At 57.2% G+C, this 19,345-nt stretch carries 19 protein-coding genes and 3 pseudogenes; 6 read left to right on the top strand and 16 right to left on the bottom strand.

The genetic code is table 11. The annotated features are described in order from the left end of the window. Positions 1 to 326 precede the first annotated feature (326 nt). The 14 genes and pseudogenes from SE16_RS02020 to SE16_RS01960 form a co-directional block, all read right to left on the bottom strand. The gene (locus tag SE16_RS02020; RefSeq protein ID WP_161804499.1) at positions 327 to 722 is read right to left on the bottom strand and encodes an endonuclease toxin domain-containing protein; all 396 of its coding nucleotides are present in this window, start codon (positions 720 to 722) and stop codon (positions 327 to 329) included. A 149-nt stretch (positions 723 to 871) separates the two neighbouring features. Further along, positions 872 to 1,150, bottom strand: coding sequence for an Imm74 family immunity protein (locus SE16_RS02015; protein WP_054492643.1), 279 nt, complete (start codon positions 1,148 to 1,150; stop codon positions 872 to 874). Between the two features lie 10 nt (positions 1,151 to 1,160). Continuing rightward, complete coding sequence (locus SE16_RS02010; protein WP_054492642.1) at positions 1,161 to 1,754, bottom strand: hypothetical protein; 594 nt, start codon at positions 1,752 to 1,754, stop codon at positions 1,161 to 1,163. Positions 1,755 to 1,832: 78 nt separating this feature from the next. Beyond that, a pseudogene (locus tag SE16_RS16670) lies at positions 1,833 to 2,045 on the bottom strand (RHS repeat-associated core domain-containing protein); the annotation flags it as partial. A 96-nt stretch (positions 2,046 to 2,141) separates the two neighbouring features. Next, entirely contained in the window at positions 2,142 to 2,891 is a 750-nt protein-coding gene (locus SE16_RS02005) for a hypothetical protein (RefSeq protein ID WP_054492641.1), read from the bottom strand. Then, a complete protein-coding gene (locus tag SE16_RS15660) occupies positions 2,888 to 3,181 on the bottom strand; it encodes a hypothetical protein (protein ID WP_152918067.1) in 294 nt (97 codons plus the stop codon). Before SE16_RS15660 ends, SE16_RS02005 begins: the two co-directional genes overlap by 4 nt. A gap of 761 nt (positions 3,182 to 3,942) precedes the next feature. After that, entirely contained in the window at positions 3,943 to 4,599 is a 657-nt protein-coding gene (locus tag SE16_RS01995; protein WP_082381962.1) for a hypothetical protein, read from the bottom strand. Then, a pseudogene (locus SE16_RS16665) lies at positions 4,596 to 4,901 on the bottom strand (polymorphic toxin type 44 domain-containing protein); the annotation flags it as partial. The pseudogene SE16_RS16665 and the gene SE16_RS01995, both read right to left, overlap by 4 nt. Before the next feature lie 852 nt (positions 4,902 to 5,753). After that, the gene (locus SE16_RS01985) at positions 5,754 to 6,386 is read right to left on the bottom strand and encodes a hypothetical protein (RefSeq protein WP_054492637.1); all 633 of its coding nucleotides are present in this window, start codon (positions 6,384 to 6,386) and stop codon (positions 5,754 to 5,756) included. Further along, the gene (locus tag SE16_RS15655) at positions 6,383 to 6,742 is read right to left on the bottom strand and encodes a hypothetical protein (protein ID WP_152918066.1); all 360 of its coding nucleotides are present in this window, start codon (positions 6,740 to 6,742) and stop codon (positions 6,383 to 6,385) included. The genes SE16_RS01985 and SE16_RS15655 overlap by 4 nt, the downstream gene beginning before the upstream one ends. Positions 6,743 to 7,763: 1,021 nt before the next feature. Then, positions 7,764 to 8,348 carry a hypothetical protein gene (locus SE16_RS01975; protein ID WP_054492635.1) on the bottom strand — a complete coding sequence of 195 codons (585 nt, stop codon included), beginning with the start codon at positions 8,346 to 8,348 and terminating at the stop codon, positions 7,764 to 7,766. Between the two features lie 156 nt (positions 8,349 to 8,504). Next, positions 8,505 to 8,636, bottom strand: a pseudogene (locus SE16_RS16660) (RHS repeat-associated core domain-containing protein); the annotation flags it as partial. A gap of 1,395 nt (positions 8,637 to 10,031) precedes the next feature. Further along, on the bottom strand, positions 10,032 to 10,766 hold the full coding sequence (locus SE16_RS01965) for a class I SAM-dependent methyltransferase (protein WP_054492633.1): 735 nt from the start codon (positions 10,764 to 10,766) through the stop codon (positions 10,032 to 10,034). After that, positions 10,759 to 11,505 carry a hypothetical protein gene (locus tag SE16_RS01960; protein ID WP_054492632.1) on the bottom strand — a complete coding sequence of 249 codons (747 nt, stop codon included), beginning with the start codon at positions 11,503 to 11,505 and terminating at the stop codon, positions 10,759 to 10,761. Before SE16_RS01960 ends, SE16_RS01965 begins: the two co-directional genes overlap by 8 nt. Positions 11,506 to 11,749: 244 nt before the next feature. Here SE16_RS01960 and SE16_RS01955 point away from each other — a divergent pair, with 244 nt between their 5' ends. From SE16_RS01955 to SE16_RS01945, 3 genes are all read left to right on the top strand, one after another. Next, positions 11,750 to 11,989 carry an acyl carrier protein gene (locus SE16_RS01955; RefSeq protein ID WP_054492631.1) on the top strand — a complete coding sequence of 80 codons (240 nt, stop codon included), beginning with the start codon at positions 11,750 to 11,752 and terminating at the stop codon, positions 11,987 to 11,989. Between the two features lie 92 nt (positions 11,990 to 12,081). Next, complete coding sequence (locus SE16_RS01950; protein WP_054492630.1) at positions 12,082 to 12,909, top strand: formate dehydrogenase accessory protein FdhE; 828 nt, start codon at positions 12,082 to 12,084, stop codon at positions 12,907 to 12,909. Next, complete coding sequence (locus SE16_RS01945) at positions 12,906 to 13,805, top strand: dihydrodipicolinate synthase family protein (RefSeq protein ID WP_054492629.1); 900 nt, start codon at positions 12,906 to 12,908, stop codon at positions 13,803 to 13,805. Before SE16_RS01950 ends, SE16_RS01945 begins: the two co-directional genes overlap by 4 nt. 61 nt (positions 13,806 to 13,866) lie before the next feature. On the opposite strand, the gene ychF is transcribed toward SE16_RS01945, so the two are convergent. Beyond that, complete coding sequence (gene ychF, locus SE16_RS01940) at positions 13,867 to 14,952, bottom strand: redox-regulated ATPase YchF (RefSeq protein WP_054492628.1); 1,086 nt, start codon at positions 14,950 to 14,952, stop codon at positions 13,867 to 13,869. A 111-nt stretch (positions 14,953 to 15,063) separates the two neighbouring features. Further along, a complete protein-coding gene (locus SE16_RS01935; RefSeq protein WP_060687128.1) occupies positions 15,064 to 17,211 on the bottom strand; it encodes a sensor histidine kinase in 2,148 nt (715 codons plus the stop codon). 188 nt (positions 17,212 to 17,399) lie between these two features. Here SE16_RS01935 and SE16_RS01930 point away from each other — a divergent pair, with 188 nt between their 5' ends. From SE16_RS01930 to SE16_RS01920, 3 genes are read left to right on the top strand one after another with little or no spacing between them, the layout of a single operon-like run. Then, positions 17,400 to 18,191 carry an SDR family oxidoreductase gene (locus SE16_RS01930; RefSeq protein ID WP_054493419.1) on the top strand — a complete coding sequence of 264 codons (792 nt, stop codon included), beginning with the start codon at positions 17,400 to 17,402 and terminating at the stop codon, positions 18,189 to 18,191. Positions 18,192 to 18,198: 7 nt separating this feature from the next. Continuing rightward, entirely contained in the window at positions 18,199 to 18,480 is a 282-nt protein-coding gene (locus tag SE16_RS01925; protein WP_054493418.1) for a DUF503 domain-containing protein, read from the top strand. Further along, the gene (locus tag SE16_RS01920; protein ID WP_200907344.1) at positions 18,467 to 19,342 is read left to right on the top strand and encodes a substrate-binding domain-containing protein; all 876 of its coding nucleotides are present in this window, start codon (positions 18,467 to 18,469) and stop codon (positions 19,340 to 19,342) included. The genes SE16_RS01925 and SE16_RS01920 overlap by 14 nt, the downstream gene beginning before the upstream one ends. Positions 19,343 to 19,345: the final 3 nt, after the last annotated feature.

Here is a 19,345-nt window from a genome sequence, read left to right as displayed (position 1 = left end):
ATGGTGCCTGCCGCCCCGGTTCCGAGTACGGCGGTGCCTAAACCAAACGTGGCGCCGCCCACCGCGCCGGCCACGGCCCCGGCGGCCACGGCGGCCCAGTTGACCTGGGTAAAGGCCTGAACGTTGAGACCGTTCTGGCTGATGTTGGCGGCAACTTGAACGCCATAAGTGACCCCAGCGCCGAGCAACGCCCCGACGCCAATGGAAATGCACGAGGGGCAATGCCCTGTGGGGTCATTGTACCGCAGCGGGTTGTTGCGCCCAGCGTACCGGTTCAGCGCCTGCGGGTTCCCTGGCTTCGGGTAAATTTGCTTAGTGTGTTTGCTTCACGAATTGCGACGTATTAACTCCACAAGGGTCAGCATCTGTTGCTGGAGACGCCACATAAGATCGTCATACTGGGGATCTGCATAGTCCATAAATCCCATGTGTGTGCCAGCATCTTGTATTTGCTTCCATATTTCATTTATTTGCGAAGGAGCAATTTGAATCTGGCCCCATGCTTCAGCTTGCCCCTCCCACTGCGCCAGCGTCCGCACGTAGCGCATGACCGTGCTGGCCAACCGTGTAGGGTTCTGGTAAGTGGCTGCGTTCAAGTCCAGACTTTTGATGCTCGTTGCCACACCGTTCTCAAAACGGTCAATCACCGGGAAATTGGGGCTCAGGAACCGGCTTCGTCCCAATATTTTTTCAACCGCAATCCCTCGTTGAAGAGGCGGCAAATCCCAAACATTTGTCCCTGCCTGAGTGATGACTCGGGCCTCATTCGTGCAATCCCCATCGGCGCAGGCAGCGAAGGGGCCGCGCTAGCGACCGCGGCCCCTTCGCCGGTACTGAATGCCCCAATCGCGGTTTAGCCCGGTTAGCAAATTTACTGCATTTCAATCTCAATACCTCTGAAACGAAAGGCTTTGCGAATGTTCTCAATGATTCGGTGTTTTTCCTCTTCCGTGATTTTCTCGCCAGTAGGTGCATCCCAAGTATTTATGGAATCGGTATAAATGACTAAACCGGAAGGCCCGGCCAGGAGTTCGGCATCAATAAAAAGTTTTTTGCCAGGCTCCGTATATAAAATCCTACTCCGCCCAACGACTTCAACGGTGAAGCCTTCCGAGCTCTGAATAACGTTGGGGCGCGGTATAGTAAACATTACGTCCTCCTTATGGCAGGGTAATAACGTTTCCATCGGGCATCACCACATGGTAAATGATGGCGGTGACGCGAGGATTGGTGAGGAGCGTGGGATACTCTATTGTAGCCCAGATACTCTGTAGACTGACTCCTCGTTCAGCCACCTGAAATACATGTACTTCCCCACTCGCCTCTAAAGCAAAATTCCGCGAAGCCTGTATCCACAATGGGCGTGCTTCGGTAAACCAGTCTAGCACCTGTGAAATCTGCTCCAATTGCTTTCCGATGTCTGTCATCTCCAATGTGATTCCATTATTCTCTAAGGCCCATTGCTGAGCTGCATTTTTGACTATTTCACCTCCTGACCAAAAGCCGTGTGTAACTATCTTGGCCTCATTCGCACAATCCCCATCGGCGCAGGCGGCGGTGGCAGTCGTGCTGGCGACCGCGGTCCCTTCGCCGGTACTGAGTGCCCCAATCGCGGCTGCGGTCCCTTCCCAAGCCAGTATGCCCGTACCCACCAGAAGAGCCGCATGAGCACCCCCTTCCAGCGTAATGTACCCCCATGCCAGAGTTTTTTGCTGGGCTGTAGCCCGGTCGCTTTGGACGATGGTGAGGGCCATATCCAGGTTGTTGCAGGTGACATCGTAACCTGGAAGTCCGCGGATGAAACTCGCTACTCCCCAGCAATGCCCACTCGGGTCCGTGTACCGCAGCGGGTTGTTGCGCACATAGGCATAGCGGTTGAGGGATTGCGGGTCGCCGGGCCGGGGGACAAGGGTGTCGGGCTGGATGAAACGGCCCAGGGCGGGGTCGTAATAGCGGGCTTTGTAGTCGTAAAGGCCCAGGGCGTCATCCCAGCGCTGGCCGGTGTACTGGCGGTCGGTGGGGAGGACGCCGTTCCCCCCGCTCAGTTATCCGATTGTCAAGGTGCTCACCGCCGTGCAGGCTATACGTCCATCTTCACCTCCACCCACTCCAACGCCGGGTTGTCCCGTCCGGCCAAACCTTCAGCCCCTCTTCCGCCCCTTGGACCTTCGCTTCTTCTCACAACGCACCGACTCCACACCAAAGTACGCTTTCACTTCCTCCGCCAACGCTTTGTAGCCTTTGATCCGGCGCGCCATCACCGGAGCCAGCACATACAGTATCCCACCATCATCCAATTCTTCATGCAACCAACCCGGTGCCTTCAGAAAGTACTCCTTGCCGTACTTTTCCACGTACTCCTGCCCAAAGAAGTTGGCCCAGTAAATGTGGGGGATTTCCAATGCCTGCACATCCTTCTCCCGTATGCGGTTGCTGCAAAAGTCGATGCTGCCAAACACGGGATGCAAGATGGCGTATAATGCCTTTCCCAAGCGCAACATGAGTTGAGCGTAGTATTCGCGAGGATATCTCGCTTTGTTGAACATCCAGGCATCGTGAGTGCGAAGATAGACGCGTGTCTTCATAGGCGTCTCATTTGGACTGTATTCCCACTTCAGATCTAGCCGAAAGGCCAACTGGTTGTATTCGTCACTCTGGTCTTGTACCACTAAGATATGTAAGTGTCGGTGCTTATAGGCCACCCCCAGTTGGCGGCGCACATTCTCATCGTAATGGTCCCACCAAACAATCGATTCGGTCACAAGGGAACTTCCTATCTGCACCGAATCTGGTGGAAGCCCTAACGCCTGAAGAGTGTCCAGGATCGCCTCTAGGCTTCCAGGTTTTCCTAAATCTTTCGCCTGATAAAATCGCAGAACAACCTCGCTCATGGATACACCTCAACAATGGCACCGAGAGATTCAAGTTCCTGACGTACGATATTCGGAACACTGTTCTGGAAAATGAACTTTACTTGATCAGCATGCTGTTGATAAATCTTAAGTTGCACTGCGAACTTCTCAGCAAGATATCTCAATCCCCTCTCATCCCACTTACTCCAATCGTAGTTCTTCAACTCCACAAACGTTCCATCCTTCAACACCACATCAATGGACCGCCCACCGCCAAGACTCCTCTCGATCTCCACTACCTCGGTGGCATGCATCGCAATCCACTCCATCTGAAAGACGTACCCCTTCACCTGCGGAAATCGTACTGTCGCCAATGACCGCAGCAGTCGCTCCACCCGCGCGCCGGGGGGAAACAGTTGGTTGCCCCCGCCAAAGCGTCGCACGGCCTGTAGTAGGTCATCACCGACCTGTAAACCACCACGTCCCACAACACGAGTAATCCGGTGGTAAAGTTCCGAAGCCTCATCGCCATACCGCAGATACCCTATCGAGGGCAGAGCCGGTAGCAGACTTATTGTGTCTAGAACTAGCCAACCAGCATTGGTCAAGGAAGGGTTGGTGGCAAACTCGTAGGCGCTGATGGCGAAGAAGATGGCATCACCAATGTCCCATGGCGTGTGCCCACTCGGGTCCGTGTACCGCAGCGAGGACGTTGGGGCGCATGGCTGTGCGCCCAGCGTACCGGTTCAGCGCCTGCGGGTTTCCTGGCTCCGGCACGATAGTGTCCGGTTGCGTGAAGCGACCGAGGGCGGGGTCGTGCCCTCTCCCTCCATATAAACGTCGGCCCGTACCTGACCTTCTCCCCGGCCCTCCTCCCTCTCCCAAGGTTGGGAGAGGGAGGAGGGGAAGCCAGTCGCAGACGGGCTGAGAGGTGAGTGAGGGCCCTCATCCGTCATCCCAGCGCTGGCCGGTGAAGCGGTAGGGCGTGGGCACACGCTCCCAACCCTTTCGCGCCTCCCCGTAGGGATACCAGCCGCTGACCGTGCCATCCGGCCTTGAGGCGTTCCCACGGAGTGGTAGGTCCTATGAATCAAGGGTCAAGTAACTCCGGCACTTTGCGTGGCCCGGGACGCAGGGCGGAATGTCGCAGAAAATCGACCATCTCTCGATCGATCACTTCCAGCAATTGCTTCAAGTCCTCAAGAGTCATGTAGTCTGCAATAGGGGTGGAAAGAACGATGACATACTCTTCGTAACGTAGGATTAATCTACACCATTCTGGCTGGGCAACTCCATCTCCACCCTCACAACCAAACTCGAATTGATTGGCATTGGGTGGGTGATATATCCATCCTTTCGGAACGTATCCTTTCCCTGCATTCACACTTGATGGTGAAGGGCGCGAGTTTACTTTAGCAGCGAAGGAATTCCAGAAGACATGGATCTCTTCGTGGATCTGGTTCCGCCTGTACGTTTCTAACGTGACCTCATACTGGAATCCGCTCGCAACAGCCCACCGTGCCCTGGTGAAATCGGTGTCGGTCCATATATCCGAGGCGCTTACCTTATGAAAAGTCCATCCAGGTGGCAAAGCCTCGAATTGCTTTTGCAGGAACTGGTTTACAGGGAGTTCTGGTTCCCTCTGCGTAGATTGATAATACCGCGCCACGCATCCCCCTAAAGCGAGTCCACCTAGAAGCAACATAAGCATATATAACATACACCCTACACGCCACCGCTCACTCATGGTGTACCTCCCAACGGTTGTGTAGCCAGACGAGGCTCCTCTAACACAGCCAAGTAAAGATCGGCTGGTTTCACCGCCAACCCGTATTTGTTCCACAGTTGAATACCTATCTGAATGGCTGCGTTGTCCGACGGATCATCCCAGGAAGCTGCCCAATTGTCAGCCCCCGAAGAACGATGCGATACAGTCTTGTTATACAAATTCGAGCCAATCTGCTCGATCCCCGCTTCTCCTGTCAACTCAAGTTGAGAGAAATCAGAGGCCCGACCCACGTACCCGTAGTGAATGTTCGACCATATGTCGAATCGATATAGAAGTGATCCAACAGTTGATCACCCCTTAGGCTTTCCGGGACTTTCGTCGGGAATCTCTGGTACAGGTGAGTTTACCTCATCAAGCAAAATGGGCTTGTGGTCCCAGTTTGCAATTTTCGGGGCTAAAGGCCCAGCATACTTTTTGATTCGCGCATCCATAACTTGGGACGCCCAAATGCTGTAGGTGGCGGCTTTGCCTAACAATGTGCTAAAACCACCAAACCGGGACACGGCATTCGCTAATTGCATAGCCTTTACCAGCGAACTCTGCGCATTGTGTACCATCTCCTTGTAAATATACTGAATCGGCGGTGGAATAATGCCCCGCAGGGTGGGCCTGCTACTTATGGGTGTTTGAACAAGGTCACATTGTATATCAATACATACTGCGTGCCCACTCGGGTCCGTGTACCGCAGCGGGGACGTTGGGGCGCATGGCTGTGCGCCCAGCGTAGCGGTTCAGCGCCTGCGGGTTTCCTGGCTCCGGTACGATGGTGTCCGGTTGCGTGAAGCGACCGAGGGCGGGGTCGTGCCCTCTCCCTCCATATAAACGTCGGCCCGTACCTGACCTTCTCCCCGGCCCTCCTCCCTCTCCCAAGGTTGGGAGAGGGAGGAGGGGAAGCCCGTCGCAGACGAGCTGAGAGGTGAGTGAGGGCCCTCATCCGTCATCCCAGCGCTGGCCGGTAGAGAGCAAAGCCCTTAAGGAGCGTTTTGCTTAAGGGGCTTGGACTTGCCAAGACGCAGGTCCATCCGTTCGTCTATAGCCCGCAGCGCCCGCTCTAACGCCTCGAACGTTATGTGGGTGAATACATCCCAAAACAGCAACCAGGCTCTACATCACTATTTTGTATTACAAATTTTCCACAGATTACTGAGGTCTCTTCTGACTATATCACCGGTTTCTGCATTCACATAAATCTCTGCAAGAAAGAGGGGCGACAAAGTAATCCACCGTGGGTTGACAAAACGGACATCCCATCCTTGATATGCGTAAGGTGCTCCGGCGATAATTACCTTTTCAATTCCGCATTTTTCTGTCATATCCCCCAGAATAGCGATGGATTTGTACAACGCCTCTGTCTCATCCTTGTTACGTTCGAGATAAAATTGGGAAGTAGTGACTATACTGGTGCTGACACCAATACGACCAGGGGGAGTAATAAGCAACTCTCCCTCTGCTTTGTTAATTTCTATAACGATGTAAGTCTTTGTATCTTTATCCACAAACGTATATGATGCTTTTGATATCTTCCACTCCTCACGATCTCTTCGGTAAATAGCATCAACGGACTCTAAGTACGCCTTGTGACTCCACTCTCGGGCTTCACTAAGAGCCAAGGAGTAGCCGTCTTTTATCCGTTCCATAGTAAAGTTGGGGAGCAATGGCTTGGTCTTTTCCCTTTCCATCAAGCCACAGGCAGTTGTGAAGAGAAGCAGGAATACAATAGCCCCAATATATGGTTTAACTCTCATGGTGCGTTACTCCGAAAGGAATAGTAGATGGAAAAAATCCCCCGATGTGCATAAGGCCATGCCAAATAATCGCTCAAGGCTTGAGGAGAACCTTGCTGTGCTTCTATCAAGGCCTTCTCAATATTTTCTTTTCCTACATTATAACCATTGATTATCAAAACTCGCTGCTGTTCTGTAGTTAGGTTCAAATCTGCTGCATATCTATGGACAGTAGTTTGAATATCTAAGATGTTAGCGGCAATATATTGAATATTAGCCGGATCAACACTCAACCGCAGAGCGATTGCTCCTCTCCGCCCGATGAGAAGTACATTTGGTGTGTAGGGGATGACAAGATTTTTTGTTTCTAATTTCATAGCCGTATCAACTCGTACTTGACCCACGCCTATACTGGCCTCTCCTGTGAGGACGTATTTCCAGAGATCTGCGTCCATCCAGGGATATCCGGTTATATTGAGTCCAATACGCTCAATTTGTCGATAACATTTAGTTGACCAAATATAGGACCGGTCACCCTACGACGCAAACGGTCGATTTCGGCTATCTTACTCTCAGGAGAAACAAGTGTTGCCTTAAACGGACCTTCACAGGACTCACCTACTACACCGCAAATAGCAGCATGCCCACTCGGATCCGAGTACCGCAACGGGTTGTTGTTAACGTACGCGTAGCGGTTCAGACTTTGCAGCTCTGCAGGACATTCTCCCTCCAGCCGAATGCCCCGCCCCCGCCCTGGCTTTCTTCCTCCGGCGTAGATGGGTTGAGAAAGTTAATGGAAGAATAGCAGCTCGTTTATCCCTCTGTTGTGTGCTGGATGGTTGAGCAATCAAACTGTTGAAACCTCCCTATTTTTTCGGTCTATCCGCCGGGCCGCATTTGATCCGTTGAGGGCCGCTGCCCAAGGTCGTCGCATAAACCCTCGTGACCAATTTTTTGCTCTTTAAATCTAGCTGGAAATATATGCATGCTCCTTCGTATTCCGTGAGTTGATAAACATACCGGAGTCCCACTAATGTCCCATCGGGCTGTCGACTTTCCTCCTTCACATGAGGGAAGCGCCCCAACTTCGCCTCCACCTCCGCATAGGGCGTGCCCGGAGGAAAAAGTGCTTTCACCTTTTTGTACACATCCCAATGGTCGACAGGACGTCCCGGCTCGCAGAATGGGTCCCCAGCAGGCAAATCCAGTGCATCACACAGCACTTGCTTGCTCTCTTCGCTGATGGGATACACGGCCCAAGGATATCGCTCCGCTTTGGCCGTGGCAGCCGCTCGTCTCGCCTCTTGTATTTCTGCTATCCGTTGACACCCCCCTCCCAACACCAGCAATAGCAGCAATGGAACTAGCCACCACTTCCGCACTCTCATGGTTCCCCTCCTATCGACCAAGTAACCGATCCAGTCCGGCACCTACCACATTAGGAGGTAGCCAACTGTTGCCTGTCGAGGCCAGCCAGCGAGTCACCGGATCGCGTAGGTCTGTTATCAAGGCCCGCCGTGCAGCATCTGCGGCAGTATCCGGTGTAATTATCCCTTCATAGAGGGCTAACCCAAAAGCCAGGCCGTTGTAGGAAAGCGCGTAGTCTTGCCACGACGCTCCTCGCTCCTTGGGCGGTTTGAGAGATTCTGTGAAGTCCACGAATTCATGTATGTCATTCGCAGGTATACCCACAAGGATGGCACCAACCCATCCGCCCTGAATGGCTGTGTTCACATATGCCCACCAATGGTAGATTTGATTGTGCCCATCTTGATAAGCCTCATGGAATCCGGTATCACCAAACTCCGGTAGACGGGGGCCTCCACGCCACTCGCGAAATTTAACGGGTAAAGCCGTGATGAGCGTCCAGGGTCCGGCGGTGCCCAAGATGACAGCCGTGATGTCATCGGCCCATGCTTGGGTGTCCGTCCCAAAGCCAGCAGCGAAGTTGAGGATTTGGGCAAAAGCTTCTACGTCGGTCACGCCAGCATCCGGATTGCGCACTTCACGTAAAATGAAACGAGTGTACGTCGCGATATCGCGTCTTCGCCCCCGTTGATGGACAGTGTGGTGGCCTGTACCTGACCAGCTGCATTCTCCCAGAAGAGGATCCCCATAGCAAGGTATATGCCCACTCGGGTCCGTGTACCGTAACGGGTTGTTGTAGACGTAGGCATAGCGGTTCAGCGCCTGCGGGTTTCCTGGCTCCGGTACGATGGTGTCCGGTTGCGTGAAGCGACCGAGGGCGGGGTCGTAATGGCGGGCGTTGTAGTCATAAAGGCCAGGGCGTCATCCCAGCGCTGGCCGGTGAAGCGGTGGCGTGGGAACACTCCCCCAGCCCGCTCGCGCCTCCCCGTAGGGATAATACCACAACCGGCCGCTGACCGTGCCATCCGCATTCGCCAGCGTGACCGTGGACCCCAGGTGGTCGGGGAGGAAGTAATACAGCACGCCGCCCTCTGGAGGGCAGCTTTCGTCCGTCACCCAGCCCTCTCCCAGGAAGCCGACCAGCCTCTGCGGTCAGCTGGCGGTGTGATAGGCCTCTGCAGGGAAAGACGGATTCGGTTGTTAAGGTACATTCAAATGTACAATCTACTCCGTTACTCTTCGCCACTCACTCTTCGGAACCGAGGGTCGCATTGAGAAACGATCTCGGTGACAAGGTCAAGCAGTTCACCTCCTAGTGGACTCTCGGAAAAGGCGTAATCATCGGTCACAATCCGTCCTAGCGCACCAGCTGCTCCTAAAAGGGCCTTTTGATCTGGAAGACAATCTAGCATCGCCTCAAGTACATTAATAACGTGGGGCAGAAGCCAGTGGGATTGAGGCTCCTGAGCAGCGTCCTTGGCTTGAGCGAGTAGCGCCTTAATTTTCTCTTCCACAGTTCTCTCTTCCAAGGCATTCCTCTTACTTGGTTACATCAAGAGGGCCAAGCAACATAGCACTTTCGGGGTTGGGAAGGTAAATCTGTATTCCGCCCCCCGTTGCATAGGGACCAAAACGCGGGTCTTGAACTTGTGAAGCTACCTTTCCTCGGATAATGGTTGTGCCTGCAGAAATCTTGAAAACGGAGATGCGAGTAGCTGAGTTATAGTCCGGTAGTGCTAATGAACCCCACACGTACAAGCTGGCGTAAATGCACCATAAGATTTCCTCCGGGAGTGAAAGTTATATGTGGTTGACAGCAGCAGCCTTTGCAGAGAACGACTCGAAGACGACAAGAAGACGACCGAAGTGTTTGCGGATATGCCGCGATGCCGCGGCCTTTCTGCTTCAAAAACGGGCGCTATTATACGCCGTTGGTGACATTGTCAAATCGCCCAAGGGAAGTGCTCGAAGAGCAGTGGATAATACCAATTGCCTATTACTACAACCGCGCTTATCGGGGTTTATACCACAGCTCCACCGAATGCGGGGGGAGGGGGAACGTCACCGCCAGCAGCCGACGCACTTCCAGCACCGTCAGGTCGGCCAATCCCAACTTGGCCCCTTTTTTCCGTTGCCCGGCAGCGGAGAGACGAACCATGCATGGCCATCATGGAGAGCATGATATACCGGTACCAACTGTGTCAGGAACGCACTTCGTAATTCGTCCAGTCCGCTCTCCCCTTGGCTTTACCGCTATCACAGTCGAGAAACTCTATCCGCACAAGTGCGGTTGTCGTACTAGCGACGACGCGCCAACCAAACCAGCCCCGTCCCATCTTCCGCCTCTTGCCAGGCGGCTTGTGGGTCGAAAGCACGCCACTGCTGAACCACCACCAACCCGGCTGTTTCGAGCATGGCGCGCATTTCAGCCGGCGTCTGCCACCGCCGACGCAGTGTCAGCGGTTCCCCCTCCGGCGGGGTCAACGTGCGCAGGACGGTGCGCGTCTCGGCGTCGAAAACGGCTTCTTCCAGTACCTCGCCTTGCGGCGTGGTGTAGCGGCGTCGCCACGTCGGCGCTGGTCGCCATTCAGGCGAGCCAAAGAGCAAATAGCCGCCTGGTCGCAGCAAATCCGCCACTTTTTGCACCGCTTCGACGGTTTCGGCTTCGGAAGGCTGCCCAAAGGGCAACATACCGTCAGCCAAAATCGCGTCGAAGTAGGGCGGAAAGTCTAACGTGCGGAAATCTTCGTTCAACACCGCCACCGCCCACCCACGCGCCAGCGAGGCTTCACGCGCGAGCGCGGCAAGGTCTGCCGACAATTCAACCGCCACGGGGCGAAAACCATGCCGCCCAAGCAGCAAACTCACGCCGGCTGTGCCGCTGCCAATGTGCAGCAGACGGCGCGCCCGCGCAATGGGGGTCTGCATGAGAAACTCGAAACGCGGCTGAGCGTCTTCGGGTGTGAATGTGCCCGCGCGAATAGCGCCCGCCAACCAGCGCCCACGGGTTTGGTAGTAGCGCACGTCATTCATGGCGTCCACCTATCGGGAAGAGCATGCCGCCCACGCCGCCCAACAACATGCCCAGCGCAAGCCCGGAGATGAGCGTGGCGAAAAACGACGCCCCAACACCCAGCACGCCGCCCAGTAGCCCCAGCACCAGCCCGGCGAACGTCCCCAACGCGGTGCCGCGCACCGTGCGCGTGCCGCCGTACCCGTTCACGAATCCGAGCGCCAGCCCCACCAGCGCCAACCCAGCCACCACCGGCAACGCCATCCGCTGAAGCCAGCCGCTCAGCAGCGCCAAAAACGCCCCCATGCCGCTGAGGGCGACGGTCAGGCGAAAACGGTTGAGCACGGGCGCATCCGTGTCGAGCGTGGCAGTGGTTGCCAGAAAAGCGCGCCAGAGTGCCGGTCCATCACGGCGCACCCAGACCAGCATGGACGCGAGAATTGCGCCGGCGACGGCGCCCGTGAAAGCGGCAAGAATAGCGCCCCCCATTTGCTCCGGCGGCAAGCGGAGCGCGAAAAACGCCCCCGCACCGACACCGCCAAGCACGCCGCCAAGCGCCAGTGCGCCAAACCGCGAGCGTTCAAGTTCCATAAAAAGTTCCCCCACCGATGCGCCAAAGAGCGCCCCCAGCGCGCCCCCCGTGAGCGCACCGGGAATTTCGCGCCCTGTGCCGGCGGCAAAAGCCCAACCAGCCGCCGCGCCCAGAAACATCAAGGTGAACGTAATCAGCACTTCTTGACGACTCGTCCCAAAACGCATATCCCCTCGCTCCCTCTTTGCCTCACATGCTTCTGTTTTGCTTCCAGGCGGACTCATCACGCTTGACGAACCTCGCAACGGTGTAGTATACCTCACCCGCGATTTTTGCCTATCACACAAGTAACTTTTGCCGTACACATGGGTTTTGGCAATTGACGTTCGGGCAACAAACCGATATACTAGCGCGCAGTTGCCGACGTTTGAATAAAGCAGGCAAACAACAATTTCGCAAAGGAGAGGAACCATGTCCGACATTTTTGAACGCGTCCGTGCTATCATTGTGGAGCAACTTGACGTTGATCCCGAAAAAGTCACGATGGACGCTCGCTTCCGCGAAGACCTCGAAGCCGACTCGCTCGACCTCGTCGAACTCATCATGGCGTTTGAAGAAGAATTCGGCGGCGAAATCTCCGACGAAGAAGCGCAAGAAATCCAGACCGTGGGCGACGCCGTCCGCTACCTGGAACAACACGGCGCAGCGTAATTCACCAAACGACTGGCTCGACGAAGGCGAGACGGTTTCGACCGCTCGCCTTTTTTCTTTCATCAACCCGCAACCCCGCAAAGGAGGCCACAATGAAGCATACCCTGGCCGACCTCGCCGAAGCCCTTGCGGCACAGAGCGCCAACGCGCCCGAAGATGAAGCCGACCTGTTGCACTTTTACCACCGCCTGTTTGCCTTGCTTGCCCAACAACAAGCCGCCCTGGAGCTTGACCTGAGCAAGCACCTCGCCGACTTTTCCCGCAAGCAGTGGTTGCGTTCGGGGGAACCGGCGCTGCGCTTTGAGTGGCTTGGTCTTGCCCCGTCAACGTTCCACCCTTGGGTGGAACAGGTGGCGGCGTTGCTCCGTGAGCGCGTGCCTGAGTGCCAAGCCCCCACCCCGGAGGAAAGCGTCGAACTTGCGGCACGCTACTACCACGACAACACGACGGGCAAAGGCGCTGCCATGGATGCGCTCATGCAAAGCGCCTTGACGCCTTGGCTTTGGGAAGCCGCCGCGCAACTCACGCCCCATCTGCCGCTGGATGAGTGGCTGCGCGGCTACTGCCCCGTTTGCGGCGGGTTTCCCGATTTTGAAGTCATCGTTTCCAACAAATGGCGGCGTCTGCTCTGCGAACGCTGCGCCGCGGAATGGCGCTTCCCCAACGGCGTCTGTCCCTTCTGCGGCGAAGATTCCCCCGACATGTTGGGGTTCTACACCACCGAGGATGAGGTGTACCGCATTGACGTGTGCGACGCCTGCGGTTCCTACATCAAAGGCGTGGATAGCCGCCGCTTTGAAGGCACGCTCAACGCCGTGCTGGAACGCTTTTTGACGCCGGGGCTGGACTATTCAGCCGTTGAACAGGGCTACACACGCCCCGAAGCCTTTGAAGATTTTGCCGAAGGAGACGAGACATGAACCGCGAAGACGTGCTCCGCGCGTTGCAAGGCGTCATTCCCGCCGTCGTCACGCCCATGCTGGAGAATGGCACGCTCGACATTGACGGTTTTGAAGCCAACCTGCACGCCTGGAATTCCCTCGGCTTGACGGGCTACCTGGTGCTGGGCTCGACAGGCGAAACACCGCTGCTGACCGAATTTGAACAGGGCATGCTGGTGCAAATCGCCCGCCGCACCGTTCCCCATGACCGCCTGTTGCTGGTGGGCACGGGGCGCAACAGCACCGCCGCTACCATTGAAGCCACGCTGCGCGCCGCCGAGGCGGGCGCTGACGCAGTGCTGGTCGTCGCTCCCACCTACTACACGCCCCAGTACACCCAAAGCGCCCTGCGCCGCCATTACGAAGCCGTTGCGGACGCCAGCCCGGTGCCGGTTTTGCTCTACAACATTCCGCAATTCACGCACATCACGCTCTCGCCGGCGCTGGTCGCCGATTTGGCAACGCATCCCAACATTGTCGGCATCAAGGATTCCAGCGGCGCGCCCGCCAGCCTGCTCGCCATTCGCCGCGCCACGCCGCCGACGTTTCGCATCCTGAACGGTTCGGCGGTCTATGCCCTGGGGGCGTTGCTCGACGGCGCAGCTGACGGGTTGATTCTGGCGCTGGCTAATATCGCGCCCGAAACGTGTGTCGCTTTGTTCAACGCGGCGCGCGCCGGGCGTATCGAAGAGGCGCGGCGCTTCCACAGCGCCTTGCTCGCACTGAATGAGGCGCTTGCCGGAACAGGCATTGGGGGCATCAAGGCGGGGGTTGAAGCACGCGGCTGGGCGGCTGGTCCATCACGCCCACCGCTTTCGCCTGTGGATGAGGCGCAACGCGCGCGTATCGCCGCCGCCGTCGCCGCCCTTCCATGAAGAAAAAACGCCCTGTCAGACGCACACCTGACAGGGCGTTTTCGTTGGCGAGACGTTGCGGTTAGACGTTGAAGCGAATGCTCAAAATATCGCCGTCCTGCACGACGTACTCTTTGCCTTCCAGTCGCACCAATCCGCGCTTGCGGGCTTCCGCCATGCTCCCCGCTTCAATCAAATCGTTGTAATGCACCACTTCGGCGCGAATGAAGCCGCGTTGTAAGTCGCTGTGAATCGCGCCCGCCGCTTCGGGAGCGGTGGCGTCGGCGGGCACCGTCCAGGCGCGGACTTCGTCTTCCCCAACGGTGAAGAAGGTTTTGAGGTTGAGCAGGTCATAGCTCATGCGAATGACGCGCTTCAAGCCGGGTTCTTCAATGCCAAACTCTTCCAGAAACTCGGCCGCTTCTTCGGGCTCCATCACCGCCAGCTCGGCTTCCAATCGCCCGCGGAGCGTGGTAATCATGGCGCGTTTGCCAATGCGGTAGGCGCTCAAATCAGGCTCGGGTTGCTCATCTCCCAGGTTGATGACAACAAGCATGGGCTTTTGCGAGAGGAACGAGAAACTGCGAATGCGCTTCTCTTCTTCGGGCGTCAGGTCGAGTTCGCGCAGGGGGTGTCCCGCTTCGAGATGGTCGCGCAGGCGTTCGAGCAAGGCTTTTTCCTCTTCCAGCGCTTCGCGGGCGCTTTTTTGCAGGTTTTGCTTGCGCAGTTCGTCCGCCAAGCGTTCCAGGCGCTTTTCAACGGTAATCAGGTCGTTGAGCACCAATTCATCTTCCAGCGCGTGGAAATCACGCACAGGGTCAATGGTATCATCCAGATGGGGCACATTGGGGTCTTCAAACGCGCGCACCACGTGCAGCAGGGCGTCGTTGGCGCTGATGGCGTTGAGCAAGGGGCCGCTAATGCCGCGCTCCCCCGCCCCTTTGGTCATGCCCGCAATGTCGTTGTAGGTCACTTGCGCGTAGATGGTACGCCGCGGGTTGTACATGGCGCTCAGGCGGTCTACCCGTTCATCGGGCACATCCACCACGGCGGTGTTGATTTGCAAATGCCCGCCCGAAAACGCCGCCGTTTCGGCTTCGCCGCGCGTCAACGCATTGAAGACGGTCGTCTTGCCACTATTTGGTAAACCAATAATGCCGATTTTCATCGCTCTGCCTCGAAGTCTTGAGAGTTGGGCTTGACACAGAAACAACGCCGCACAAGGCGGCGTTGAGATAGGCTCATCATACCACAAAGTGCCAAATGCACGAAACGTTCATCATGGGTGGGCTTCCAGGCGCTGCGCCGGCGTCAGGGGGATGGTGAAGGTGAAGGTCGTTCCACGCCCCACTTCGCTTTCAACCCATATGCGCCCCCCTTGGGCTTCGGTTGCCATTTTGCAAAACGCCAGCCCCAACCCCAAACTGCCCCGCCGATTTTTGCCCTGGCGGAAGCGATCGAAAATGTGGGGGAGTTCGTCGGGGGGAATGCCTTCGCCTGTGTCGGCGACCTGCACATGCATGAAGCCATCATGCACGAATGCGCGCAGGGTAATTGCGCCATCGGTGGTGTGGCGAATGGCGTTGCTCAGCAGGTTGTCCACAATCCGCGTGAGAAGCCCCGCATCGCCATAAGCGGGTGGCAAGTCGTGGTCGGCTTCCACGTGAATGTCGGTGCCGTTTTGCGCGGCGCGGTGGCGGAACGCATCGGCTTCGTTTTGCAGCAACGCCGGCACGTGAATCTCCTCTTTGCGCGGCGTGAAAGAGCCGCTTTCGAGGCGCGCAATTTCCAGCATATCGTTGACCAATCGCGACATGGAATGGCTGGCGCGCTCGGCGCGTGCCAGCATCGCATCCAGTTCATCCGGCAATGTGCCAAAAACACCTTCGCGCACCATTTCAAGCGTGCCCAGAATAACGTTGAGCGGGTTTTGCAAGTCGTGCACAATCATGCGCGTCAGGTCCAGGCGGGCTTGTTCGGCGCGTTTGAGTGAATCGAGCGCTTGGCGCAGTTCCGCCGAACGCTTTTCGAGCAATGTATCGGCGCGATAGACAAGCACCAGCAACGCTGTGAACAACACCAGCATCAACCCGACCCCCGTTCCCACAATCCGCCAGCGCAGGCGCTCGGCGCGCTGAATCAGCCCGCTCACGTCTGTGATGAGCAGCATGAGCGCGGCATCGTTGCCTATTTGCACCGGCAACACCGACTGCAAAAGCGGCGCTTCGCTTGGCGCAAGGTCGCCGTATTCCCCCGACGGCATTGGCGCGCCCACGGGCAAGAAGGTGTGCGACGGCGTCGTCAAAGGGGCGTCAAGGGGGAGTCGCCGCCCAATTTGCTGGTGGTTCGTGCTGAGGAGAACACGTCCCTGGGGATCGGCAAGGCTGAGCAAGCGCACCCGCCCCAACCCTTCAACCTGCTTCAAGACCATATCCGCCATGCTGCCGGGCGTTTCGGTGTTGCCGCGCAACATCTCCAAATCCACCTGCTGGCTGAGCAGAACCGCCAAATGGGCACCCAGGTCTTCGGCTTCGGCGCGCGCCTGTTCAAGCAAGACATCGCGCGCCAGACGGAAGACACTTTCGGAAAGCACGATGGTGAGGAAACCGATGATAGCCAGGCTAAACACCGCGTAGTAGGGGAGAAGCCGAAATCGGCGCAGGTTCTCGTATTCGTTCAGCAGAATGAGCACCGAGACAACGAAGAAGACCAACAGCCAGACATGGAACATCCACCAGGAGAGTTGCCATTGCGGGGCGTTGGGTTCGATGAGCAAGGTTTGCAAAAGAAGCGGCGCCGCCACCAGCAGAATGCGCCGCTGGGCGGTGGCGCGCTCACCAATCAGGCGCAACGCCGCCACAAGCAACCCCGCCAGCAGAACAAGCGTGCTCCATTCGATGAAGCGCGTCAGCACGTCGCCAAGTCGGGCATACAGGTCAAGCAGCCAATCATCTGCGGCAAAGGTGAGCAGCAGCCAGAGCAGGTACGCCCCCACCGCCGTCGCCAAAATGGCGCGCTGGTGCTGCTCGGTCCATGCCGCAAAAGCGGGGCGCGAGACCAGAACAGCCGCCCAGAAGCAGAGGGTCGCGCTGAGCACCGCCAGCCCAACAGACCATGCAACCGATGGGTTGAAGCCGGCAAGCAGTGCGCCGGGGGTGGTCAAGCCGTGGACGAGGAAGAAACTCGCCAGCAGGGCGTTCCCCAGCAAAATCCAGAAGAGGCGCACGTTGCGCACATCGTGCAGGAAGATGAAGAGCAACCAGCCACTGAGCGCCATCAACAGGCTGGTGTACGAAACCAGGTAGAAATGCAGAAGACGGTTCTCAAAACGCACGTCCAGCGCGGGGACGAGTGTGAAGAAGAGCCACACCCAGGTCGGGAGCAACAAGAGCAAACTATACGCTACGGGACGCAGGCGGGCTTGCATAGGCAATTCCTCGGTTTTTTCACCATGCCACTCTCTTGGGAGCATACATCTACCCGTTGATACGAACAAATTGCTACTTTTGGATGAAAGCACGTGCAACAAAGTGGAATACGGCTTTGTGTGGAGAGAAGGCGTGCATATAATCCCCACGCAGAGACCCACCAACCACCAGACTAAAGGAGCAGGCTATGGACCTTGGTATTCAGGGCAAAGTGGCGCTTGTCGCCGCTGCCAGCCGTGGCTTGGGATTCGCCTCAGCGTACCGTCTGGCGCAGGAAGGCGCGCGTGTGGCGATTTGCTCTCATTCGCAAGAGCGGGTCAACGCCGCAGCCGAGCGTATTCGCGCCGAAACGGGGGCGGACGTTCTGCCGGTTGTCGCTGATTTGAACCGCGCCGAAGAGATTGAGCGGCTGGTGGCGACCGTGCGCGAGACGTGGGGCGCGCCGCTCATTCTGGTGACGAACAACGGCGGACCGCCGTCAGGCATGCCGCTTGACTTTACGGATGAAGAATGGCATGCCGCATTCAACCAGGTGTTTTTCAGCGCGTTGCGGCTCATTCGGCTGACTGTGCCTGACATGGAACGCGCCGGATGGGGGCGTATCGTCAACATCACGTCCATGTCGGTCAAACAGCCGATTGACACGCTCGTGCTCAGCAACGCCACACGCGCCGCATTGGTGGCGTTCGCCAAAACGCTGAGCAATGTTCTCGCGCCCAAGGGCATCACCGTCAACAACATCTGCCCTGGTCCCATTGAAACGGAACGGTTGCAACACCTCATGCAAGCCGCCGTGGAACGGGAAGGCATTTCATGGGAAGAAGCCCGCCAACGCTGGACGAGCACCATTCCCATGGGACGCCTTGGACGCCCTGAGGAGTTTGGCGACGTGGTGGCGTTCCTCTGCTCCGAACGCGCCAGTTTTGTGACGGGGGCTACCATTCAGGTGGACGGCGGCGCAGTCAAATCATTGTTGTGAGGGTGGTATGCCAATCGTCTCATGCTGGCTTGAACTCGACTTGCCCTCGCGCACGCTCAAAGAGAAGCGGAGCATCGTCAAACACATTGTCAACCGTGTGCGCCAGCATTTCAATGTCGCCGCTGCGGAAATGGAGTTGCAGGATGTTGTCGGTTCAGCCACGCTCTGCTTTGTGACTGTGAGCAACGATTACCGCTACGCCGAAGGGCTGCTGGAACAAGTGGTGGCGTGGGTTGAGCGCGAGCGTCCCGACGTTGTGATTGTGGAGTACAGCATTGAAGAAGTTTGAAAAAGTGCGTGGATGGGCAAAAAACCTGCCAGGTGGGCGAACGCCTGGCGGGTTTCTTTTCGTGTTGCTTGGCGTGCTGGTGCTGACCGCCTGCACAGGACGTACCGCCGCACAGCGCGACGTGCTTTTGGCGACAACCACCAGCACGCGCGACAGCGGCTTGCTCGACGTGCTCATCCCCCGTTTTGAAGCCCAAAGTGGGTATCGGGTGAAGATGATTGCCGTCGGCACGGGGGCGGCGCTGCAAATGGGGCGCGACGGCAACGCCGACGTGCTGCTCGTTCACGCGCCCGAAGCCGAAGAAGCCTTCATGCGCGAAGGGCATGGCATGGCGCGCTTCCCCGTCATGCATAACGACTTCGTGCTTGTCGGTCCCCCCGACGACCCCGCGTCCATACGCGGGCGTTCGATTATCGCGGCGCTCCAACACATCGCAGCGCAAGGGGCGCGGTTCATCTCGCGCGGGGACGATTCGGGCACACACAAGAAAGAACGGGCGCTCTGGGCGGAAGCGGGCATCTCGCCTGAGGGGGCGACGTGGTACAACGAGACCGGGCAAGGCATGGGGGCGACGCTCACCATTGCGTCGGAGAAACAAGCCTACACGCTTGCCGACCGAGGTACATTTTTGGCTATACGAAACACGCTGGCGCTCGACATTCTGGTTGAAGGCGACCGACGGCTCTTCAACCCGTATCACGTCATCATCGTTTCCCCCACAGCCCACCCCAACGTCAACGTTGAAGGCGCACGCGCCTTTGCCGCCTTTCTCACCACCCCCGACACACAAGCCCTCATTCGCACGTTCGGCGTCGAAACCTACGGCGAGCCGCTCTTCATTCCAGACGCCGTTCAACCGTAAGCC

This window comes from Ardenticatena maritima, assembly GCF_001306175.1.
Classification (GTDB): Bacteria; Chloroflexota; Anaerolineae; order Ardenticatenales; family Ardenticatenaceae; genus Ardenticatena; species Ardenticatena maritima.
Note: the sequence above shows the minus strand (reverse complement) of the source record. Positions and strands in the feature narration are given on the sequence as shown.